Source organism: Lonsdalea populi (assembly GCF_015999465.1).
Taxonomy (GTDB): domain Bacteria; phylum Pseudomonadota; class Gammaproteobacteria; order Enterobacterales; family Enterobacteriaceae; genus Lonsdalea; species Lonsdalea populi.
Genome location: NZ_CP065534.1, coordinates 3,433,642 through 3,455,387, shown reverse-complemented (window position 1 = coordinate 3,455,387; position 21,746 = coordinate 3,433,642). Strand labels below are relative to the sequence as shown.

Genomic DNA, 21,746 nt, shown 5'->3' with positions numbered 1-21,746 from the left:
CGCCTCGGGTCTTTCGTGCGGAACATCATCCCAGGCCGATTGTGCTCTTTATTGCGCCGTTTACCGACCATTCCCTCCTGAGCCGCGCAAAGGGGCAAGCGGGGTTTTCCTGTGCTTCTGTAGGGATTGGGGACTTGCCGTCTTGCCGTCGTGATGCGCTAATGATGGTGAGCGGCGGCAAGGCGAAATAGGTGCAAGGCGTAGAAGCTCTCCCACTTTTTAGCTATCAAGGCTTCTAGACATCTATATGACTTTTTTTGTAAGGTGGGCCACCAATTTTTCAGTTTCGCTGAGTAAGGAAGGACGATGTCAAAGAACGTGCTGATTTTGGACGGCGGCATGGGCCGTGAACTGGCGCGGATTGGCGCGCCTTTCCGCCAACCCGAGTGGTCGGCGTTAGCGCTGCTCGAGTCTCCGCAGCATGTACGGCAAGTGCATGATAGCTATATCGCCGCCGGATCGCAGGTCATTACGGCGAACAGCTACGCCGTCGTCCCGTTCCATCTTGGCGACGACCTGTTTCAGCGCCGCGGCCATGAACTGGCGGCGCTGGCTGGCAAGCTGGCGCGTGAAGCGGTGGACGCCGCGCCGCACACCGTGCGTGTCGCCGGTTCGCTGCCTCCGGCGCTGGGCTCTTATCGTCCCGATCTGTTTTCCGCCGACGCCGCTGAACCTATTTTACGGGTGTTGATCGACGCCCTTGATCCCTACGTTGACGTTTGGCTGGCCGAAACCCAGAGTTCGCTGGCCGAGGTGACGCTGGTGCGTCAGCTGCTGGCGGACGACCCGCGCGAACTGTGGCTTTCATTTACGCTGCGGGATGAACTGGATGAGCAGGGACGCGCGCGGTTGCGCTCCGGCGAGACGATCGCCGAGGCAGCCAAAGGCGCTATCGCGCTCGACGCCGCGAATCTGTTGTTCAACTGTAGCCGCCCGGAAGTCATGGCCCCCGCCGTCGCGGAAGCTCGCGCTCAGTTTAGCGAGCAGGGCGCGACCATTGGCATCGGCGTGTACGCCAATGCGTTCGAGCCGGAAGACAATCGCCGCGCAGCGAACGAAGGCCTCAGTCGGTTGCGCGCTGATACGCATCCTGAGGGCTATCAGCAGTGGGCCGCCGAATGGGTGGCGCAGGGCGCGACGCTGGTCGGCGGCTGCTGCGGCATCGGACCCGAACATATTGCCCGCCTGGCGCAGGCGTTGCCGCAGCGGGACTAATCCCCGATCGGCGTCTATAACGATAATAACCTCTCGCCACGCGCAGGGGACTACAGGGGAATACATCATGAATCGTCGTCACTTTATCAAGAACGCCTGCGCGCTTTCTGTGGCCACCGCCACTGCGGGCTGGCCGCTCGGCCATGCGTGGGGCGCGGACGCGACCGAAACGCCGAAGAAAGGCGGCCATTTGGTCGTCGGCGTGGATAATGCGTCCAGCACCGACCGACTCGATCCTGCATTTTGGTTCGAAACCTACATGTATTTCGTCGGCTCCCAGCTGTTTAATAATCTGGTCGAGCTGGATGAGCGCGGCGGGCTCAGCCCGTCGCTGGCGGAGTCCTGGGACAGCCAAGAGGGCGGACGCGTCTGGGTCCTGAAAATCCGGCAGGGCGTACAGTTCCACGACGGACGCACACTGACCGCCAAAGACGTTATCTATTCGTTGAATCACCACCGCAGCGCGGAGTCGAGTTCGCCGGTGAAAGGCTATCTGGATCCGGTTACGGCGCTGGAAGCGACCGGCCCGCACGAAGTGACGATCCGATTAAATGCGCCGAACGTTGAATTCGTCGCGCTGCTGAGCGACGTGCATTTTGCCATCACGCCGGAAAACGAATCGTTCGATAAAGGCATCGGCACCGGCGCTTTCATCCTGGAAAGCTTCCAGCCCGGCGTGCGGACGTTGGTCAAACGCAACCCGAATCACTGGAACAGCGCGCGCGGTCATGTTGACTCGGTCGAAACGCTGGCGATGAACGACTCCACCGCCCGCGTCGCGGCGCTGGTGAGTGGTTCCGCTCATCTTATCAACCGTGTGAATCCGCGCATCGTCGGTCGCATCGAGAAGATGCCGAATCTGCAACTGCTGCGGTCGCATGACAGCCAGATCTTCACGTTCCCCGGCCTCGGCAATCTGCCGCCGTTCACCTCGCAGGACGGCCGACTGGCGCTGAAATACGCCATCGATCGCCAGCAGATCATCGACACCGTGCTGGGCGGTTATGGCACCGTTGCCAACGATAACCCGGTATTCCCCTCCAGCCGCTACTTTGCCAAAGACATCCCGCAGCGTCCGTATGATCCGGAAAAGGCCAAATGGCACTGGCAGAAAGCCGGATTCAACGGCCCGCTGGTGTTGTCGGTCGCCGATGCGGGATTCCCCGGGGCGGTGGATGCAGGCCAGCTCTATCAGGCCTCCGCTCAGCGAGCGGGAATTCCGTTAAAGGTGGAGCGTGTGCCGGACGATGCATTCTGGGACAATGTCTGGATGAAGAAACCGTTTGTGTCTTCCAACTGGTCTATGCGCCCGACGACGGATGCGCTGCTATCGCTGGTCTTCACCAGCACCGCGCCGTGGAATGAATCCGGCTGGAAAGAGCCGTCTTTCGACCAACTGGTGCAGGCGGCGCGCGGTGAAGTCAATGAAGACAAACGCCGTCAGATTTATCATGATATTCAGCTGATGCTGGTGGAAAAGGGCAGCGAAATCATTCCGCTGTACGCCGACTCTCTCGACGCCTGCAGTCAACGCGTGAAAGGGCTGACGGCGATCCCGGGCTTCCCGCTGAGCGGCAATCGCGCCGCAGAAAAATTGTGGCTGGCATAAGGATCGCCGGGCCGACGGGTAAAATGAGGTGAGCGTGCTTGATAGCGTAAGTACCCGCATGCCGCTGCTGACGATGATTTCGCGTCGTTTGCTGGCGGGCGGGCTGATGATTGTGGTGGTTTCGGCGCTGATTTTCGCCGGGATCCAGCTGTTGCCGGGGAATGCGGCGACCGCCATCCTGGGACAGACGGCCACGCCGGACGCCGTGAAGGCGCTCAATCTTCAGCTCGGGCTGGAGCAACCGGCGTTGACGCGCTATGTCAGCTGGCTGTCGGGCATCGCCCACGGCGACTTTGGTCATAGCTTTACCAGCCGCCAGCCGGTCGGACCGGTGTTGGCCTATCGGCTTGAAAACACGCTGTTTCTGGCCGCCTGCACGTCTGCGGTGGCGGTGCCGTTGGCGCTGCTCATCGGTTTTCTATCGGTGCGTTATCAGGGCAGCTGGCTCGACCAGCTCCTGAACCTGTTTACCCGCACGGCGGTGGCGCTGCCGGAGTTTTTCTCAGGCTATCTGTTGATTCTCGTGTTTTCCATCACGCTTTATTGGCTGCCGAGCAACAGCAGCGTAAATGAGGGGATGCCGTTCGCGGACCGCTTAACCGCCGTCGCGCTGCCCGCCATGACGCTGTTGCTGGCGGTGCTGGGTCATATGAGCAACATGACGCGCGCCGCGCTCATCAGCGCCCAGAATGCCGCGTATGTCGATACCGCGCTGCTGAAAGGGCTGTCGCCTTCCTGCATCCTCTTGCGCCACGTGCTGCCCAACGCCTGGGGGCCTATCATCAATGTGATCGTATTGAATCTGGCCTACCTGATGGTGGGTGTGGTGATCGTGGAAAACGTGTTTGTTTATCCCGGACTCGGACAGTATATGGTCGACAGCATCAGCAAACGCGACATCCCGGTGATCCAGGACTGCGCGCTGGTGCTGGCCGCCATTTATATTCTGCTGAACCTGCTGGCGGACGTGGTGGCACTGATGGCTAACCCGCGTTTACGCCACTCCCGGCAGTCGAACGGATGAGCCGGCGCGACCCGCAAGATCGTCCCGATGGTAATGGATAAGAGTACATGCCTCCTGTGAAACCTTCCGTTGTACTCGGCCTGTCAGGGCTGGGCCTGTTTATTCTGGTGGCCGTTTTCGCCCCCTGGATCGCGCCTTTTCCGGCCGATCAGGTGATCGGCGGCGCATGGTTAGGGCCGATGGATCGCGCGTGGCTCGGCACCGATAACCTGGGCCGCGACCTGTTTTCCCGGTTAATTTGGGGGACGCGGACCTCGCTGACCGTCACGGCGCTGGCGGCCGCGCTGGCATTTGTCCTCGGTACGCTGCTCGGCTTTTTGGCCGGGGTATGCGGCGGAGTGGTCGATCAGGTCGTCTCGCGCGTCAATGATGTGCTGATGGCGATCCCGACGCTGATTCTGGCGCTGGTGGTGCTGGCGCTGCTCCCAAAAAGCCTGTTCGTCATTATTGTGGTGTTGGGCGTTCTGGAGGCGACGCAGGTATTGCGCGTGGCGCGGGCGCTGGCGGTCGATCTGGCGACGCAGGAGTTTATCGAAGCCGCGCGGATGCGCGGCGAATCCATGCGTTGGATCCTGTGGCGGGAAATCTTGCCGAATGCGCTGACCACGCTGATCGCGGAGTTCGCGCTGCGTTTTATTTTCATTCTGCTGTTTCTGTCCGCCCTGTCGTTTCTGGGGATGGGCATCCAGCCGCCGACTGCCGATTGGGGCGGGCTGGCGCGGGATAATAAAGACGGTATTTTGTTCGGCGTGTGGGCCGCGCTGGTGCCGGGCGCGGCGATAGCGCTGCTGGCGATCTCGCTCAACGTGGTGGCCGACTGGCTGCTGAGCCGCGATGGCCGCTGCTGGCAGGGAGGTCGACATGGTTGAGCTGCTGCGCGTTGAAGCGCTCAAAGTGGCGGCGGGTGACAGCACGCTGGTACAGGACATCTCGTTTTCGCTGAAAAAAGGCGAGGTGCTGGGACTGATTGGGGAATCCGGCGCGGGTAAATCCACCATCGGTCAGGCCATTCTCGGCCACTGCCGCAATGGCATGCAGATTCAGGGCGGCCATATCTGGTTTCAGGGGTCGGATCTGGCGGCGTTGTCGGAACGCCAGCTGCGCCGGATACGCGGTCCCCGCATTGCCTACGTGGCTCAGTCCGCCAGCACGGCCTTCAATCCGGCCCGAAAAATTGGTGAGCAGGTGATTGAAACGACGGTGCGTCACCGTGTAATGTCGCGCCGGAAGGCGATCGAACGGGCGATGACGCTGTTTGCTCAGCTGTCGCTGCCGGACCCGTCGAGCTTCTTCCAGCGTTATCCGCATCAGGTATCCGGCGGGCAGCTCCAACGGGGGATGATCGCGATGGCGATGTGTGCGGGACCAGAGCTGATTATCTTCGATGAACCGACGACGGCGCTGGACGTCACGACCCAGCTGGACGTGCTCAAAGCCATCGACGACATCATCCGCATGACTGGAGTGGCGGCCCTCTACATCAGTCACGATCTGGCGGTGGTGGCGCAGCTGAGCCAGCGCATCATGGTGCTGCGTCGCGGTCGGCAGGTAGAAATCGGCGCGACGGAGGCGATTCTGGCGCACCCGACGCAGGCGTACACCCGTCAGTTGTTGCAGGCGCGCGGCGAACCCAAAATACCGCAGCCGGATGATGGCGAGGTTCTACTGGATATCGTAAAGTTGGACGCGCGCTATCAGCGTCAGCCGGTGCTGCAGGACATTTCGCTCCGTTTGGCGCGAGGGCGCACGCTGGCGGTGATCGGCGAATCCGGATCGGGAAAATCGACGCTCGGGCGGACGGTGTGTGGGCTGCTGGCGCCCACCCAGGGAGATATCCGTCTGCGGGGAGAATCACTGCCCGCGACGCTGGCGAAGCGTAGCCGACGCCAGCTGCAGTCGATTCAGATGATTCATCAGCACCCGGATATGGCGCTGAATCCGCGTCTCTCCGTGAGCGTGCAAATCGAGCGAGCGATGGTCTGCCTGACGGATCTTGGCCCCACCGCGCGCCGCGCACGTATCGACACGCTGCTGGAGCAGGTCGGGCTGTCCGCCGACATCGCGCATCGCTTGCCTACATCGCTGTCGGGCGGTCAGAAACAGCGCGTTTGCATCGCCCGTGCGCTGGCCGCACAGCCGGCGCTGATTATCTGCGATGAACCGACGTCAGCGCTGGATCCGCTGGTGGCCCGCGATGTGTTGGCGTTGCTGCGGCGGATCCAGCAGGAAACCGGCGTCTCCTACCTGTTTATCACGCATGATTTGCACGTAGTGCGGGAAGTCGCGGACAGCGTCGCCGTGTTACGTCAGGGACGCATTGTCCGTCAGGGCCGGGTAGAGGAAGCGCTGTCGCCGCCGCTTGACGAGTACACTCATCAACTGCTGATCGCCGTACCGGAAATGCGCTGCGGCTGGCTGCAGGAGGTCATGGCGGAGAACGATAGCTGCGCCCATTAAGGGATAAGCGCGTTTCCGCGCGGCTTCTCTGATCCGCTTCGAAAGGTCATTACCCGGAGTCGGGATCGAAAAAGACGCGCCTTTCGGGTCGCGTCTTTTTTATTGGCGAGGGTGCGGCGCGCTTAGCGGCGAACGGCAATGGCCTCGATTTCGATCTTCACGTCTTTCGGCAAACGGGCGACTTCCACGCAGGAACGCGCCGGGAACGCCGCGTCGTTTTCCGTAAAGAACGCTTCATAAGTCGCGTTGACCGTCGAGAAGTCGTTCAGGTCTTTGACGAATACCGTCATTTTCACCACGTCGCTTACCTTCAAACCGGCGGCTTCTACGATGGCTTTGACGTTTTCCAGCGACTGGCGTGCCTGCGCGGAGACATCGTCGGGAACCAGACCGGTTTTAGGATCGACCGGGATCTGACCCGAGGTGAGTACCATGTTGCCGAGGTCGACGGCCTGAACATAAGGGCCGATGGCGGCCGGCGCGTGTTCCGTACTGATAATGCGAGACATGTTTTCTCCTGATTGAGTCCGAATGCGTGCTTGCGCATCCATTATTCCCGAAACGTACCCTCATTCTACCCCGCGAATTGCTTCACGAGGCAATAGCTTTCTGCTATCAGGTCGCTCAGCGGCTGCTCAGCACCGCCTGACGTTCAAACTCTTTTTCGCAGTATTTGCATTTCAGCAGCACTTCACCTTCGTGAGATTTCACGGTGAACGAAGACGTGACCGGTTCGCTACGGCTGATGCAGTTGCTGTTCGGGCAGGTCAGGATGCCGTGAACGTGATCGGGCAATTGCGGGTGCAGCTTGCGCACGACGTTGTATTGGTCGATCTGGTTGACGGTCGCCTGCGGCGCGTACATCGCCAGCTGATTGGCCTGCTCTTCCGTCAGGAAAACGTTCTCGATCTTGATCAGATCTTTGCGGCCCAGCTCGTTGGACGGCAGATTCAGGCCGATGGTGATGCGCTGGTCGGTGTCTGTGAATTTGAACAGAGTCAGCAGTTTAAAGCCGATTTGCGCCGGAATGTGGTCGATCACCGTACCGCGTTTGATGGCTTCAACCTGTAATTTGTTGTCGTGAGTCATGTGTCTTCCTCTCTTACAGAACCCGTTCGCTGTTCAGCACCAGAGCCAGCAGGGCCTGTCGCGCGTAAATGCCGTTGCCGGCCTGTTGGAAATAGTAGGCGTAGGGCGTACTGTCGACGTCGGTCGTGATTTCATCGATGCGTGGCAGGGGATGCAGCACTTTCAGATTTGCGCGCGCCCCGGCGAGATCCGCAGCATGCAGGATGTACTGCGCTTTGATGTTGATGTATTCGGACGGGTCGAGCCGCTCTTTCTGGACACGCGTCATGTAGAGGATATCCAGCTCCGGCACGACTTCTTCGATGCTGTTATGCAGGCTATAGGGAATGTTCCGCTCTTCCAGCATTTTTAATATATAGTCCGGCATCGCCAGCGCATCGGGCGCGATGAAGTAAAAGCGGTTGCCCTTGAACTTGGCCAGCGCCTGCGTTAGAGAGTGGACGGTGCGGCCGTACTTAAGATCCCCGACCATGGCGATGTTGATGTTATCCAGACGTCCCTGGGTTTCCTGAATGGTGAACAGGTCGAGCAGCGTCTGAGAGGGATGCTGGTTGGCGCCGTCGCCGGCGTTGAGGACGGGGATGCCCTGAGAGAACTCGGCCGCCAGACGGGCGGCGCCTTCCTGCGGATGGCGCATCACGATGGCGTCCACATAGTTGCTGACCACGGAAATGGTGTCCGCCAGCGTCTCGCCTTTTTTCCCCAGCGACGTGTTGCTGCTGTCGGCGAAACCCACCACGGACGCGCCCAGGCGATGCATGGCGGTTTCGAACGATAGCCGGGTGCGGGTGGAGGCTTCGAAGAAGCAGCTGGCAATCACCTTATGTTTCAACAGCTCGGGCTGCGGGTTCGCTTTCAGGCTGGCGGCGACTTTCAGCGTCAGCAGCAGATCGTCCCGGCTGAGATCGTTTATCGAGATAATGTGTCTTTTATAAAGCGGATTGACCATTTTGCGATTCTCCTAACGGTTCGGCACGGTAGACAGGTTGGCGGCCTGACGCCCTTTTTGACAGACAAAAAAAAGCCCCTCAACGAGGGGCTTTTTTAATGAAATTAGGGTGTACAGGGAGTAAAAACGCGGCGTGGCTGCCAGAAGGCAGTTGCGGTTGATGACCGACAAAGATGGCTGCGTTGGACATGGTTCCTCCCGGCAAATTGCCCGGAATTATACGCGTGGAAGAGGCGAATTCAAGCGAAAAACGCAGATTTTGCCTGTGAGCAACCGGTTGCGACTGCGTATGCGCGACTGCCGTCGGCGGACGATCATGAGGCCGGGACGGCAGTGACATGAAACTGCGGTTTACACGTTGGGGCTGAGGGTGGCGACCATCACGGCTTTGATGGTGTGCATCCGGTTTTCCGCCTGATCGAACACGATGCTGTGTTTGGACTCGAAAACCTCATCGGTGACTTCCATGCCGCCGTGTAAGCCGTATTGTTCGGCCATCTGTTTGCCGAGAATGGTTTGGTCGTCATGAAAGGCGGGCAGGCAGTGCAGGAATTTGACCTGAGGATTGCCCGATGTCGCAATCATGGTCATATTGACCTGATAGGGTTTTAGCAAATCGATACGCTGCGCCCACACGTCTTTCGGTTCGCCCATGGATACCCACACGTCGGTATAGATGAAGTCGACGTCTTTGACGCCCGTCGCGACATCTTCCGTCAGCGTGATGCTGCCGCCGGTTTTCTCTGCCACTGCCTGACATTCCGCCACCAGACCTGTTTCCGGCCAGCAGCTTTTCGGTGCGATCAGGCGCAGATCCAGTCCGGTCAACGCCGCCGCTTCCAGCATGGTGTTACCCATATTGTTACGGGCGTCGCCGACGTAAGCCAATTTCATCTCGGACAGTGAGCGGCCAAGTGCGTACTCTTGCATCGTCAGCAGGTCCGCCAGCAACTGGGTAGGGTGAAATTCATCGGTCAGCCCGTTCCATACCGGTACGCCGGACAGCTCCGCCAGCGTTTCAACCCGTTCCTGTCCATAGCCGCGATACTGAATGCCGTCGTACATCCGACCCAGCACGCGCGCCGTATCTTTCATAGACTCCTTGTGACCAATCTGGCTGCCGCTGGGGGCCAGATAGGTGACCCGCGCGCCCTGATCGTAAGCAGCAACTTCGAAAGAGCAGCGAGTACGGGTCGAATCTTTTTCGAAGATGAGTGCGATGTTTTTCCCTTGCAGATGACGGGCTTCGGCTCCGCTCTTTTTATCCGATTTCAGTTTTGCTGACAGGGCTAACAGGCTACTTATTTCTGTTGGAGTAAAATCCATCAGTCTTAAAAAATGACGTTTATAGAACGGGTTCATTGAACTTATCTCCGTGCGGGCAATACTTATGATTGAATTAAAATTCACTTTATATGTGTAAATATTCAATTTCAAGTGGCGTGGTCAAACTTTGTGGTGGAGCCAGGTGCGGGGCTGTGGGACAATGCGACGATATCTCGCCGTTTAATGAGGACTGAGTCATGGTAAACCGTGAATTGCTGGAAGAGCAGCGTGAAGAAACGCGGCTGATTATTGAAGAGTTGCTGGACGATGGCAGCGATCCTGACGCGGTCTACACCATCGAGCATCACTTCTCCGCCGATAAGTTCGAAGATCTGGAAAAGGTGGCGGTCGACGCCTTCAAACTGGGCTACGAAGTCACGGATGCGGAAGAGCTGGAAGTTGAAGAGGGCGTACTGCTGATGTGTTGCGACGTGATCAGCGAAGTGTCGCTCAAAGCCGAGATCATCGACGGTCAGGTCGAACAGTTGCTGTCATTGGCCGAGCGTCATGAAGTCAATTACGATGGTTGGGGTACCTACTTCGAAGACCCTAACGGCTCTGATGAAGATGATGAAGGCGAATTCTATGACGAGGATGATGACGGCAAACGTCACTAATTCCTCTTCTCCGTGACGGCCCCCTTCCTCCGGGCCTCTCGATGTTGCCGGCGGCATCACCGTCGGCAACCCTTTCTTACAGCGGCTTGATCATTCTCACTTCGCAGTCCACATGACCGGTACACCCTAACGCATAGGGAATGTGGCGGAACCCTAGCTTTTCATAGAGCCGAATGGCGCTGGTGAGGTGGCCGGTGGTCTCCAGATAACAGCGGCTGAAGCCGTGCTGGCGACCAAACTCCAAGGCCTGCTGCGCCAGCTGTCTCGCCAGTCCCCGTCCACGCGCGATGGGGAGGAAATACATTTTCTGCAGCTCGCAAATATCCGCCTCTCCCCCTGACAGCGGAGCCACGCCGCCGCCGCCGACCACTTCGTCGCCGCACTCCACGACCCAGTAAGCGCACTGCGGGCGGTTGTACAGCTGGAACAGCGAATCGAGGTCCGGATCGGCGACGGTGTAGCCTTTGTCCGCCGTCAACCCGAACTCAGCCGACACGCGGCGGATCACGCCAGCCATCGCGGCGTTGTCGGCCGCGGTGATGGGGCGGGTCAGACGTTGAACGGGAGTTGCGATTGTCATGGTGCTCAAATGCTCGCTTTTCAGTTAATCATGGTGGCCCAATGAGGAAAGTGGAAACATCGATTGTAATAACATTTTATCCGGCTTGAATGCAATCGTCGGAATTATCCTGCACAGGGCCGCCTCCCCAGATTGTTCAAGGGCTTGCGTTACGGGTTTCGATACCCCACTGACGGGCTGGCGAGGCGTTAAGAAGGGGGGCTTGGCTGCGCATTAAAAAAAGGGAGATCTTGCGATCTCCCTTGCATGAGCCGAATGGAGGTCACTGCGGCTGGCATTCTGCTTACAGCGCGGCGATGGTCGCCTGCTGCTCCAGCAGTTTCGTTTTTGCGTCGGCATAGTGGGTCAGCTTCTCACGCTCTTTTGCTACCACCGCTTCCGGCGCGCGCGCGACAAAGCCTTCGTTCGCCAGTTTGCTTTCGATACGAGAGATCTCGCCATCAATCTTTGCGACCTCTTTCGCTAAGCGATCCAGCTCGCTGGCCTTGTCGATCAGACCGGCCATCGGGATCAGCAGCTCGGCGCCGTCCACCAGCTTGGCGACGGAAACCGGGCCTTTATCGCCAGCGGGCAGGACGTCGATGCTCTCCAGCCGCGCCAGTGTTTTGATGAAGTTCATGTTCTCTGCGACCCGGCGCTGCGCTTCGGCGCTGCTGTCGCGCAGCAGCATTTCCAACGGTTTGCTGGGCGCAATATTCATCTCGGCGCGAATGTTACGCACGGCGACGATAGTTTGCTTGATCCACTCCAGATCGTGCAGCGCCTGACTGTCTTCCAGCGCGGCGTCGAAGGCCGGGAACGGCTGAAGCATGATGGTCTCGGCCTCAATGCCCTTCTGCACTTTCACACGCTGCCAGATCGTTTCCGTGATGAACGGAATGATTGGATGCGCCAGACGCAGCAAGGCTTCCAGCACCTGCACCAACGTGTGCCGCGTGCCGCGCAGTTCCGCTTCGCTGCCGCCGCTCATGACCGGCTTGGCCAGTTCCAGATACCAGTCGCAGAACTGGTTCCAGGTGAACTCATAGAGGATGTTGGCCGCCAGGTCGAAGCGGTAGCCGTCCAGCGCTTCGCGATAGGCTTTCACCGTGCGGTTGAATTCAGCCAGAACCCAGCGGTCGGCTAGCGACAGGACTCGTTCGCCTCCCTGTATACCGCAATCCTGTCCTTCAGTGTTCATCAGGACGAAGCGGCTGGCGTTCCACAGCTTGTTACAGAAGTTGCGATAGCCTTCCAGGCGCTTCATGTCCCAGTTGATGTCGCGACCGGTGGAGGCCAGCGCCGCCAACGTGAAGCGTAGGGCATCAGTACCATGCGGTTCGATACCGTTCGGGAACTGTTTCTCCGTGCGCTTGCGGATTTTTTCCGCCAGCTGCGGCTGCATCATGTTGCCGGTTCGTTTTTCCAGCAGCGCTTCCAGAGAGATACCGTCGACCATATCCAGTGGGTCGATGACGTTACCCTTGGATTTGGACATTTTCTGTCCTTCATCGTCACGAATCAGACCGGTCATGTAGACGGTGTTGAATGGCACCTGCGGCTGGCCGTTTTCATCTTTGATGAAGTGCATGGTCAGCATGATCATGCGCGCGATCCAGAAGAAAATGATGTCGAAGCCGCTGACCATCACGCTGCTCGGATGGAACGCTTTCAGCTCCGGCGTCTGTTCCGGCCAACCCAGCGTGGAGAAGGTCCACAGCCCGGAGGAGAACCAGGTGTCCAGCACGTCTTCGTCCTGAGTCAGCGCGACATCGTCCGCCAGCTGGTTTTCGCGGCGGACTTCGGCTTCATCGCGGCCGACATAGACGTTGCCGTTGGCATCGTACCAGGCCGGAATTCGGTGACCCCACCACAGCTGACGGGAGATACACCAGTCCTGAATGTCGCGCATCCAACTGAAGTACATGTTTTCGTACTGCTTCGGTACGAACTGGATACGACCATCTTCCACGGCTTCCACCGCCTGTTTGGCCAGCGGCGCCGTGCGAACGTACCACTGGTCGGTCAGCATCGGTTCAATCACAACGCCGCCGCGGTCGCCGTAAGGCACCGTCAGGTCATGCGCCTTGATCTCTTCCAGCAGGCCCAATTCGTCGAAAGCGGCCACGATCGCTTTACGCGCGGCAAAGCGCTCCAGTCCGCGGAAGGCTTCCGGTAGTGCGTCGTCATAGACATCAGAGGCATTGCCGTTGGTGTCGAACACTTCCGCCTGCTGACGGATATCGCCGTCAAAGGTCAGGATATTGATCATCGGCAGCGCGTGGCGTTTACCGACTTCGTAGTCGTTAAAGTCATGAGCCGGCGTGATTTTCACGCAGCCGGTGCCTTTTTCCATGTCGGCATGTTCATCCGCAAGGATAGGGATGCGGCGGTCGATCAGCGGCAGAATGACTGCTTTGCCGATGAGATCTTTATAGCGAGGATCTTCCGGATTTACCGCAACGCCGGTATCGCCGAGCATGGTTTCAGGACGGGTGGTGGCGACGACCAGATAGTCTTTGCCTTCGGCCGTTTTGGCGCCGTCCGCCAGCGGGTAGCGCAGGTGCCACATGGCGCCTTTGACGTCACGGTTTTCCACCTCCAGATCGGAAATGGCGGTGCGCAGTTTCGGATCCCAGTTCACCAGGCGTTTGCCGCGGTAGATCAGGTCCTCTTTGTACAGGCGGACAAAGACTTCCTTCACGGCGTCGGACAGGCCTTTATCCATGGTGAAGCGTTCGCGCTCCCAGTCCACGGAGTTGCCCAGACGACGCATCTGACGCGTGATAGTGCCGCCGGATTCTTCTTTCCACTGCCAGATTTTGTCGATGAAGGCTTCGCGACCGTAATCGTGGCGCGTTTTGCCTTCTTCGGCGGCGATTTTGCGCTCAACCACCATCTGCGTGGCGATACCGGCATGGTCGGTCCCCGCCTGCCACAGGGTATTTTTGCCCTGCATGCGCTGGTAGCGGATCAGAGTATCCATAATGGTTTGTTGAAAAGCATGACCCATGTGCAGGCTGCCGGTGACGTTGGGCGGCGGAATCATGATGCTGAAGCTTTCTTGCTCGGTATCGCCGTTTGGCTTGAAGTAGCCTTGTTTTTCCCAGTGCTCATAAAGCGGCTGCTCTATATCGTGCGGGTTGTATGTCTTTTCCATTATGCTCAAAATTCAGTGGGTTGGCGGTGTAGCCGTGGTCAATCGGAAGCCGACGCTGCGATAGGTTTTATAGCGGTCGCGCGCCAACTGTTTCAGGGATTCTTCGTAAGGGACAAAGTCTATCACTTCATGGAAAGCGGTGGCAAAATCTGCGAACTGCGGCTGCAGGTTGATCAGGACCTCGCGCGGCGCGTTGCCGCGCTTGTGAGGCCAGGCCAGCTCGACAGCGGCCCCCTGACGCGGGCCTTCCCCCGCCAGGTTGTGTGGCACGAAGGCATGCGGCGGACGTTGCCATAACGCCTCATCCAGCCGCTGCGCCTGCTCTTCGTCTGCGCAGGCGACGAGCACCCGTTTTCCCGCCCGCCACAGTGTGGCGGCCAGCTCGCAGGTCAGCGCTTCCACCGCGCTGAGTTCTCCGCTTTGGTCTTCTGTTTCAAGAAGATAGAACGTTGCGTTTTTCATGATGACCTAAATTTCCGTCGCTGGTTTCTGACTAGAGCGGGTAGACAAGGCCTGCGTTAAACGCAGATTCCCGCCTGCGCGGGAATCGCCTAAGTGTCGTGATGCACCGGATGCAACGTCAGCGCGGGTAGGTACCCTTACTCGACGTCGTTCAGGCCGGCTCGGTTCAGCAGGAACTGTGACAGCAGCGCTACCGGACGGCCCGTCGCGCCTTTGGCTTTGCCCGAACGCCAGGCGGTGCCGGCGATGTCCAGATGCGCCCAGCTGTATTTGCGTGTGAAGCGCGACAGGAAGCAGGCGGCCGTGATCGCGCCGCCGGGACGTCCGCCGATATTGGCTATATCCGCGAAGTTGGATTCCAGCTGTTCCTGAAATTCATCCAGCATCGGCAGTCGCCATGCTCGGTCGCCGGCCTGTTCGGAGGCGCCCAGCAGCTCATGCGCCAGCGGGTTGTGGTTCGACATCAGGCCGGTGATGTGGTGGCCCAGCGCAATCACGCAGGCGCCGGTCAGCGTGGCGATATCAATCACGACATCGGGCTCGAAACGCTCGACGTAGGTTAGGGCGTCACACAGTACCAAGCGGCCTTCCGCATCGGTATTCAGGACCTCCACCGTCTGGCCGGACATGGTGGTCAGGATATCGCCGGGGCGGTAGGCGCGGCCATCGACCATGTTCTCACAGCCCGCCAGTACGCCGATGATGTTCAGCGGCAGTTCCAACTCCGCCGCCATCCTCATGACGCCATACACCGTGGCGGCGCCGCACATGTCGTATTTCATTTCGTCCATGCTGTCGGCGGGTTTGATTGAGATGCCGCCGGAGTCAAACGTCAGGCCTTTGCCGACCAGCACGATGGGCTTAGCGTCGGCATCTGGGTTGCCTTTATATTCAATCACCGACATCAGCGACTCGTTTTGCGAGCCTTGTCCCACCGCCAGATAAGCGTTCATGCCCAGCTCTTTCATCTGCTGTTCGCCGATAACGCGGGTGGTGATGTAGTCGTAGGCGTCAGCCAGCTGACGAGCCTGCGAAGCCAGATAAGCGGCGTTGCAGATGTTGGGCGGCATGTTGCCGAGATCTTTGGCGGCTTTGATGCCTGAAGCAATGGCCAGACCGTGCTGAATGGCGCGTTCGCCGGAGGTAAGTTCGCGGCGGGTCGGTACGTTAAAGACCATTTTACGCAGCGGGCGGCGCGGCTCGACCTTGTTGGTTTTTAGCTGATCGAACGTGTAAAGCGTCTCTTTCGCCGTTTCAACGGCCTGACGCACTTTCCAATAAGTGTTACGACCTTTTACATGTAGCTCGGTCAGGAAGCAGACGGCTTCCATGGAGCCGGTATCGTTGAGGGCATTGATCGTGCGCTGGACGACCTGCTTGTACTGGCGCTCGTCGAGCTCGCGCTCCTTTCCGCAACCGATCAGTAGGATGCGTTCGGAAAGGATGTTCGGTACATGATGCAGGAGCAATGACTGGCCAACTTTGCCTTCCAGCTCGCCACGGCGCAGCAGGGCGCTGATGTAGCCGTCACTGATTTTATCCAGTTGTTCGGCGATAGGTGACAGACGACGCGGTTCGAATACACCGACGACAATGCAGGCACTACGCTGTTTTTCCGGGCTACCGCTTTTTACGCTGAACTCCATGTACTCTCCTGAATCTTTAAAGACAACAGCGGGTGCTACGGTTAGAATGTGGCACTCCGTCATACTTTCCCACCGTCGCATTAACATAACCTGTGTTAACCTGAACGACGTAGCGAATCTGTAATAGGGCTTTGCAGGTTCTGACAGCACATCCCAAACGCAGGATGTTGTAATACCGGTTTAGCTACGACGAGAAGGTTGCCACAAATGAGTATAAATGGCGAGTTAGCGAAAAAACTATCGACTTTCCTGCAAAAAGACAAGTTTTCACAGGCGTATTGAGCGTGATCATCATTCGATATCTGGTACGGGAAACCTTTAAAAGCCAGCTGGCTATCCTGTTTATTTTGCTGCTGATTTTTTTCTGTCAGAAATTAGTGCGGATACTAGGCGCGGCGGTGGACGGTGATATCCCGACTAATCTGGTTTTATCCCTATTGGGACTTGGCGTGCCGGAAATGGCACAGCTTATTTTGCCGTTGAGTCTGTTTCTCGGGTTGCTGATGACCTTTGGGCGACTGTATGCCGAAAGCGAAATCACCGTGATGCATGCATGCGGACTGAGCAAAAACGCGCTGCTGAAGTCTGCGGCGTGGCTGGCGTTGGCGACCGCTGTGGTCGCGACAGTCAACGTGCTGTGGCTCAGTCCCTGGTCGTCTCGGCATCAGGATGAGGTGCTGGCCGAGGCCAGAGCTAATCCCGGCATGGCGACGCTGGCGGAAGGGCAGTTTCAGCAGTCTCAGGACGGCAATTCGGTGCTATTCGTGGGTAACGTCAGCGGCAAGGAGTTCGAACATGTGTTCCTTGCCCAGATGCGTCCGCGCGACAACGCGCGGCCTTCCGTGGTGGTGGCCGATCGCGGCGTCGTCGCCCAGAGCGCCGACGGTTCGCAGATTGTGACGCTGAACAAAGGCACCCGCTACGAAGGAACGGCTATGCTGCGTGACTTCCGCATTACAGACTTCACGGACTATCAGGCGTTGATAGGGCATCAGGCGGTCACCGTCGATCCTAACAACGTTGAGCAGATGGACATGAGGACGCTGTGGCGTTCCGACGATATCGGCGCTCGTGCCGAGTTTCACTGGCGTCTGACGCTGATCTTGTCCGTACTGGTGATGGCGATTATCGTCGTACCGCTCAGCGTGGTGAATCCCCGTCAGGGGCGCGTGTTGAGCATGCTGCCAGCCATGTTGCTCTATCTGATTTTCTTCCTGCTGCAGACTTCGCTGCGATCCAATGCCGGTAAGGGCAAGCTCGATCCGCTGGTATGGATGTGGCTCACCAATGCGGTTTATGTGGCGATTGCCGTGGCGCTTAATCTGTGGGATAGCGTGCCGTTGCGTAAGTTGAGATACCGCCTGACACAAAGAGGAGCGGCCTGATGTTTGGTGTTTTAGACCGCTATATCGGTAGAACTATTTTCAATACCATCATGACGACGCTGTTCATGCTGGTATCGCTATCCGGCATCATCAAATTTGTCGAGCAGTTGCGCAAAGTCGGGCAGGGCGGTTATTCGGCGTTGGGCGCCGGGTTCTATACTTTGCTTAGCGTCCCGAAAGATATTGAAACGTTTTTCCCGATGGCGGCGTTGTTAGGCGCACTGTTGGGGTTGGGAACGCTGGCGACGCGCAGCGAGCTGGTGGTCATGCAGGCATCCGGTTTTTCTCGCCTGCAGATCGCCGGTGCGGTCATGAAAACCGCTATCCCGCTGGTGCTGCTGACCATGGCTATCGGCGAGTGGGTGGCGCCGCAGGGCGAACAGATGGCGCGCAATTACCGCTCGCAGATGATGTTCGGCGGTTCGATGCTGTCTACCCAGAATGGGATGTGGGCCAAAGATGGATCTGATTTCGTGTTTATCCAGCGGGTTGTGGGCGAAAAAGAGCTGACGGGCGTTAGTATTTATCACTTTGATGATGACCGTAAGCTGCTTTCGGTACGTTATGCGGCCTCCGCCACCTTTGCGGACGGCATGTGGAAGCTATCGCAGGTCGATACGTCCGAACTCACCGACAGTAAAAAGATTGGCGGCAGCCAAACCTTGAGCGGTGAATGGAAGACCAGTCTGACGCCCGACAAATTGGGCGTAGTGGCGATGGAGCCGAGCGCGCTTTCCATCAGAGGCTTATATAACTACATCAGCTACCTGAAACAGAGCGGACAGGAGTCGGGCCGTTACCAGCTCAACATGTGGAGCAAGATTTTTTCTCCGCTCTCGGTGGCGGTGATGATGCTGATGGCGCTGTCGTTTATTTTCGGTCCGTTGAGAAACGTGCCGGCCGGTATGCGTATCGTCATTGGGATCAGCTTCGGCTTCCTGTTTTACGTGCTGGACCAAATCTTTGGTCCATTGAGCCTGGTTTACCATATGCCGCCGGTGCTGGGGGCTTTGCTGCCGAGCCTTCTGTTCCTGGCCATCAGCGTGATGCTACTGCTGAAACGTCGCTAGACGTTCTCTGCTGTCGACTAAAACGGGCCTGCGGGCCCGTTGTCTTTTGTACCGTATCTCTGGGCTAAAGCGTGGTTGAAGTACGCAGCATGGCAATCAGGTCTGGCAACTGAGACAGCAGATACAGTCCCAGCCCGACGCTTCCCCCTACCAGCGTGCCGTTGATACGAATAAACTGTAAATCTTTACCGATATTCAGTTCGATTAATCGCGACATCTCCTGTGCATCCCAGCTTTTCACCGTATCGCTGATGTGGCGAGTCAGGAAATTGGCGAACTCCGGTGCGAGCGTGCGCACTGCCTCTTCTAGATGCTGATTGAGCGACGACCGCAGACCTTTATCCTGCATCAACGTTTGTCCCAGCCACTGACCGATGGCGCTCATGCGGGCCTGTACGGCGGAGTCGCTTTGATTGAGGTCGGCTTTGAGCCAGGCGCGCAGGTCGCCCCAAAGATCGCTCAGATAGTGATTTAGCGCCTCGTCATTTTTTAAATAGAGCTTAATCGCTTCGGCCTGCTGCGTCATTTCCGGATCGGCGCGGAGTCGTCCGATCAGCCGGGAAACGGTACGATTAAAGTGCTGACGTAGCTCGTGGCCCTCGTCGCGCACCACTTCATCCAACAGGGTGTTGACCGCGTTGGCAACGACCTCGGCGCTGCGTTCACCCAGCCATTCTGAAGGAAGGATCTTTTCGGTGACCGGATGTTCACGTTTCAGCCAACGGACGATTTGTGCCGCAATAAATTCCCGCGTCGATGGCTTGTTCACCATTCTCAACAGTTGTTCTATGAGCGTGTCCAGCAGCTGCTGATGGCGATTATTTTTGGTCAAACTATCCAACAGAACGGCGACGGACTGGGTGAGATCCACTTTATCGATAGCTTTGTGGACCGCGCGGCGAATGAAACGCTGGATACGCTGGTCGTCTGCCATATCTAAAATGCCACGCATAAACTGCAACAGATGACCGCCCAGCCGTTCGGCATTATCGGGGTTCTGCAACCAGCGCCCCACGATGTGAGCGGGATTATGTCGACGGATCAGTGCGAGCAGCGATTCGGTATCGAGAAACTTCTCCTGAACAAAGGTTGCCAGATTGTCGGCTATCCTCGCTTTGTTACGCGGGATAATCGCGGTATGGCGGGAGACTAACGGTAGCGGCACCCTGCGAAACAGCGCCACGACGGCGAACCAGTCAGCCAGAGCGCCGACCATCGCCGCTTCGGCAATAGCCTTCGCGCCGCTAACCCAGAAGTTGGGCGGCAAACACAGCGTTATCACAAAGGCGGCGGCTGCGAGAACGAGCAACGACAGCGCCAGACGCTTGGCGCGTTTCAGTTCAGCTTCTTTATTCATGCATTAAGGTTACCCTGTTTTGCTCTGAACAGGCCAAGCGATTATGCATTCAAGTCGCAGACTTAACGATTGACCTGGCTGTCATCGGGCAGGGCGGGGATAAGACGAATTTTTCATCACTCAGTCGCGGATTGATGGATTAAGGTTGCGCGGACGCGACTGCACGGTATAATCCCCCCGTTTTCCGCATACCTCTTCGTGCCGAAGTGGCGAAATCGGTAGACGCAGTTGATTCAAAATCAACCGTAGAAATACGTGCCGGTTCGAGTCCGGCCTTCGGCACCAAAATTCAAAAATCAAGCCACCTTCGGGTGGCTTTTTTTGTGTCCGCTATCGTCCAGTGACTTCCATATATCATTGTTAAATAACGATTTAATCTGATTTTATTGTCTGGGTGGATTGTGCGTTTTTTCCACAGCGGTCTTTTTGCATCCGTTGTAATCCAGCGGTTGTTGGGGGCATAATCGGGGGCATCTCCACTTCGATAAGATATGTGCCCCCAAAATGAAGCTCAATGCCCGTCAGGTCGAGACTGCCAAGCCCAAAGAGAAAACCTACAAGATGGCGGATGGGGGCGGCTTATACCTTGAGATTACCCCACGCGGTTCAAAATACTGGCGCATGAAGTATCGGCGTCCAGATGACAAGAAAGAAGACCGGCTGGCTTTTGGTGTTTGGCCGACAGTCACCCTGGCTGAGGCTCGCGCTAAACGTGATGAAGCTAAAAAGCTGCTGGTGCAAGGTATTGACCCAAAGGCTGAACAAAAAGAGGCACAGGCTGAAACTGCGGGGGCGTATACCTTTGAGACTATCGCCCGGCAGTGGCACGCCAGCAACAAGCGCTGGGGCGATTATCACCGCGCACGGGTGATGCGTTATCTTGAACTGTACATTTTTCCGCATATTGGCACGGCAGATATCCGTAAACTCAAAACCAGCCATCTGTTAGCGCCGATAAAAGCGGTGGATGCCAGCGGCAAGCATGATGTGGCACAACGCCTGCAACAGCGTGTTACGGCGATTATGCGCTATGCCGTGCAGAACGATTATATTGACTCTAACCCGGCCAGTGACATGAGCGGGGCATTAACGACGACGAAAGCACGACACTATCCCGCCTTGCCGCCGGAACGTCTTCATGAGTTCCTGTCACGTCTTGCGGCTTATCGTGGCCGCCAGATGACACGTATCGCAGTCGAACTCACGTTGCTGACGTTTGTACGTTCCAGTGAGCTTCGTTTTGCCCAATGGCGGGAGTTTGATTTTGATAAGGCTTACTGGCGGGTTCCGGCACAGCGGGAAGCGATCAAAGGTGTGCGTTACTCCTATCGTGGCATGAAGATGAAGGAAGAGCACATCGTGCCGCTCAGTCGTCAGGCTGTAGCGCTGCTGGAGCAGTTAAAGGCAATTAGCGGTGACAACAAATGCCTTTTCCCGGGTGATCATGACCCGGAAAAAGTGATGAGCGAAAACACGGTCAATAACGCGCTGCGAGCAATGGGTTACGATACGCAAACCGAAGTTTGCGGACACGGTTTCAGAACGATGGCGCGAGGCGCGTTAGGGGAATCTGGCCTGTGGAGTGACGACGCGATAGAGCGTCAGCTAAGTCATTCTGAGCGGAACAATGTCCGGGCGGCTTACACTCACACTTCTGAGTATCTGGATGAGCGGCGGTTAATGGTACAGTGGTGGGCGGATTATTTAGATGCTAATTATGAGGGGCGTATCACTGCTTATGATTTCGCGAAAGCTCACAATAAATAAATTTAATTAACTTCGTTTTATTCTAAATTAATCAGATGGTTAAGTTGGTTGTTG

Annotated in this window: 18 protein-coding genes and 1 tRNA gene; 10 read left to right on the top strand and 9 right to left on the bottom strand. The window is 57.5% G+C overall.

Annotated features, from left to right (window positions below):
• The first annotated feature begins 306 nt into the window (after positions 1-306).
• From I6N93_RS15270 to I6N93_RS15250, 5 genes are all read left to right on the top strand, one after another.
• Entirely contained in the window at positions 307-1,215 is a 909-nt protein-coding gene (locus I6N93_RS15270) for a homocysteine S-methyltransferase family protein (protein WP_085685704.1), read from the top strand.
• 67 nt (positions 1,216-1,282) lie between these two features.
• Complete coding sequence (locus I6N93_RS15265; RefSeq protein WP_085685702.1) at positions 1,283-2,824, top strand: ABC transporter substrate-binding protein; 1,542 nt, start codon at positions 1,283-1,285, stop codon at positions 2,822-2,824.
• Positions 2,825-2,882: 58 nt separating this feature from the next.
• Positions 2,883-3,848 (top strand): ABC transporter permease, encoded by a 966-nt coding sequence (locus I6N93_RS15260; RefSeq protein ID WP_085685700.1) that lies wholly within the window; start codon positions 2,883-2,885, stop codon positions 3,846-3,848.
• A 47-nt stretch (positions 3,849-3,895) separates the two neighbouring features.
• Complete coding sequence (locus I6N93_RS15255; protein ID WP_085685698.1) at positions 3,896-4,717, top strand: ABC transporter permease; 822 nt, start codon at positions 3,896-3,898, stop codon at positions 4,715-4,717.
• Positions 4,710-6,305, top strand: a complete 1,596-nt coding sequence (locus tag I6N93_RS15250) for an ABC transporter ATP-binding protein (protein WP_085685696.1) — start codon at positions 4,710-4,712, stop codon at positions 6,303-6,305. Before I6N93_RS15255 ends, I6N93_RS15250 begins: the two co-directional genes overlap by 8 nt.
• A gap of 122 nt (positions 6,306-6,427) precedes the next feature.
• Here I6N93_RS15250 and ridA read toward each other — a convergent pair whose 3' ends face one another.
• The 4 genes from ridA to argF form a co-directional block, all read right to left on the bottom strand.
• The gene (gene ridA, locus I6N93_RS15245) at positions 6,428-6,814 is read right to left on the bottom strand and encodes a 2-iminobutanoate/2-iminopropanoate deaminase (protein WP_085685694.1); all 387 of its coding nucleotides are present in this window, start codon (positions 6,812-6,814) and stop codon (positions 6,428-6,430) included.
• A 115-nt stretch (positions 6,815-6,929) separates the two neighbouring features.
• On the bottom strand, positions 6,930-7,394 hold the full coding sequence (gene pyrI / locus I6N93_RS15240; protein ID WP_085685692.1) for an aspartate carbamoyltransferase regulatory subunit: 465 nt from the start codon (positions 7,392-7,394) through the stop codon (positions 6,930-6,932).
• 13 nt (positions 7,395-7,407) lie between these two features.
• Positions 7,408-8,343 (bottom strand): aspartate carbamoyltransferase, encoded by a 936-nt coding sequence (pyrB, locus tag I6N93_RS15235; protein WP_085685690.1) that lies wholly within the window; start codon positions 8,341-8,343, stop codon positions 7,408-7,410.
• 351 nt (positions 8,344-8,694) lie between these two features.
• Positions 8,695-9,705 (bottom strand): ornithine carbamoyltransferase, encoded by a 1,011-nt coding sequence (gene argF / locus I6N93_RS15230; RefSeq protein WP_085685688.1) that lies wholly within the window; start codon positions 9,703-9,705, stop codon positions 8,695-8,697.
• Between the two features lie 161 nt (positions 9,706-9,866).
• Here argF and rraB point away from each other — a divergent pair, with 161 nt between their 5' ends.
• A complete protein-coding gene (gene rraB / locus I6N93_RS15225; protein WP_085685686.1) occupies positions 9,867-10,286 on the top strand; it encodes a ribonuclease E inhibitor RraB in 420 nt (139 codons plus the stop codon).
• Between the two features lie 76 nt (positions 10,287-10,362).
• Here rraB and I6N93_RS15220 read toward each other — a convergent pair whose 3' ends face one another.
• From I6N93_RS15220 to pepA, 4 genes are all read right to left on the bottom strand, one after another.
• Positions 10,363-10,866, bottom strand: a complete 504-nt coding sequence (locus tag I6N93_RS15220) for a GNAT family N-acetyltransferase (protein WP_085685684.1) — start codon at positions 10,864-10,866, stop codon at positions 10,363-10,365.
• 283 nt (positions 10,867-11,149) lie between these two features.
• On the bottom strand, positions 11,150-14,005 hold the full coding sequence (locus tag I6N93_RS15215; protein WP_085685682.1) for a valine--tRNA ligase: 2,856 nt from the start codon (positions 14,003-14,005) through the stop codon (positions 11,150-11,152).
• 12 nt (positions 14,006-14,017) lie between these two features.
• Complete coding sequence (locus I6N93_RS15210; protein WP_085685680.1) at positions 14,018-14,467, bottom strand: DNA polymerase III subunit chi; 450 nt, start codon at positions 14,465-14,467, stop codon at positions 14,018-14,020.
• Positions 14,468-14,604: 137 nt separating this feature from the next.
• The gene (gene pepA, locus I6N93_RS15205; RefSeq protein WP_085685678.1) at positions 14,605-16,113 is read right to left on the bottom strand and encodes a leucyl aminopeptidase; all 1,509 of its coding nucleotides are present in this window, start codon (positions 16,111-16,113) and stop codon (positions 14,605-14,607) included.
• Between the two features lie 284 nt (positions 16,114-16,397).
• Here pepA and lptF point away from each other — a divergent pair, with 284 nt between their 5' ends.
• The gene (lptF, locus tag I6N93_RS15200) at positions 16,398-17,498 is read left to right on the top strand and encodes an LPS export ABC transporter permease LptF (protein WP_085685676.1); all 1,101 of its coding nucleotides are present in this window, start codon (positions 16,398-16,400) and stop codon (positions 17,496-17,498) included.
• Complete coding sequence (lptG, locus tag I6N93_RS15195; protein ID WP_085685674.1) at positions 17,498-18,568, top strand: LPS export ABC transporter permease LptG; 1,071 nt, start codon at positions 17,498-17,500, stop codon at positions 18,566-18,568. Before lptF ends, lptG begins: the two co-directional genes overlap by 1 nt.
• Before the next feature lie 64 nt (positions 18,569-18,632).
• On the opposite strand, the gene I6N93_RS15190 is transcribed toward lptG, so the two are convergent.
• Positions 18,633-19,925, bottom strand: a complete 1,293-nt coding sequence (locus I6N93_RS15190) for a DUF445 domain-containing protein (protein ID WP_085685672.1) — start codon at positions 19,923-19,925, stop codon at positions 18,633-18,635.
• Between the two features lie 200 nt (positions 19,926-20,125).
• Here I6N93_RS15190 and I6N93_RS15185 point away from each other — a divergent pair.
• A tRNA-Leu gene (locus tag I6N93_RS15185) sits at positions 20,126-20,210 on the top strand.
• Between the two features lie 219 nt (positions 20,211-20,429).
• Positions 20,430-21,692, top strand: coding sequence for a tyrosine-type recombinase/integrase (locus tag I6N93_RS15180; protein WP_085685670.1), 1,263 nt, complete (start codon positions 20,430-20,432; stop codon positions 21,690-21,692).
• The last annotated feature ends 54 nt before the right edge of the window (positions 21,693-21,746 follow it).

Excerpts from the sequence above, each read along its gene's own strand:
- I6N93_RS15220 (WP_085685684.1), bottom strand. The coding sequence starts at position 10,866 with ATGACAATCGCAACTCCCGTTCAACGTCTGACCCGCCCCATCACCGCG.
- argF (WP_085685688.1), bottom strand. The coding sequence starts at position 9,705 with ATGAACCCGTTCTATAAACGTCATTTTTTAAGACTGATGGATTTTACT.
- I6N93_RS15215 (WP_085685682.1), bottom strand. The coding sequence starts at position 14,005 with ATGGAAAAGACATACAACCCGCACGATATAGAGCAGCCGCTTTATGAG.
- rraB (WP_085685686.1), top strand. The coding sequence starts at position 9,867 with ATGGTAAACCGTGAATTGCTGGAAGAGCAGCGTGAAGAAACGCGGCTG.
- ridA (WP_085685694.1), bottom strand. The coding sequence starts at position 6,814 with ATGTCTCGCATTATCAGTACGGAACACGCGCCGGCCGCCATCGGCCCT.
- pyrI (WP_085685692.1), bottom strand. The coding sequence starts at position 7,394 with ATGACTCACGACAACAAATTACAGGTTGAAGCCATCAAACGCGGTACG.
- pepA (WP_085685678.1), bottom strand. The coding sequence starts at position 16,113 with ATGGAGTTCAGCGTAAAAAGCGGTAGCCCGGAAAAACAGCGTAGTGCC.
- I6N93_RS15210 (WP_085685680.1), bottom strand. The coding sequence starts at position 14,467 with ATGAAAAACGCAACGTTCTATCTTCTTGAAACAGAAGACCAAAGCGGA.
- lptG (WP_085685674.1), top strand. The coding sequence starts at position 17,498 with ATGTTTGGTGTTTTAGACCGCTATATCGGTAGAACTATTTTCAATACC.
- pyrB (WP_085685690.1), bottom strand. The coding sequence starts at position 8,343 with ATGGTCAATCCGCTTTATAAAAGACACATTATCTCGATAAACGATCTC.
- I6N93_RS15255 (WP_085685698.1), top strand. The coding sequence starts at position 3,896 with ATGCCTCCTGTGAAACCTTCCGTTGTACTCGGCCTGTCAGGGCTGGGC.
- I6N93_RS15265 (WP_085685702.1), top strand. The coding sequence starts at position 1,283 with ATGAATCGTCGTCACTTTATCAAGAACGCCTGCGCGCTTTCTGTGGCC.
- I6N93_RS15180 (WP_085685670.1), top strand. The coding sequence starts at position 20,430 with ATGAAGCTCAATGCCCGTCAGGTCGAGACTGCCAAGCCCAAAGAGAAA.
- I6N93_RS15190 (WP_085685672.1), bottom strand. The coding sequence starts at position 19,925 with ATGAATAAAGAAGCTGAACTGAAACGCGCCAAGCGTCTGGCGCTGTCG.
- I6N93_RS15250 (WP_085685696.1), top strand. The coding sequence starts at position 4,710 with ATGGTTGAGCTGCTGCGCGTTGAAGCGCTCAAAGTGGCGGCGGGTGAC.
- I6N93_RS15270 (WP_085685704.1), top strand. The coding sequence starts at position 307 with ATGTCAAAGAACGTGCTGATTTTGGACGGCGGCATGGGCCGTGAACTG.
- I6N93_RS15260 (WP_085685700.1), top strand. The coding sequence starts at position 2,883 with ATGCCGCTGCTGACGATGATTTCGCGTCGTTTGCTGGCGGGCGGGCTG.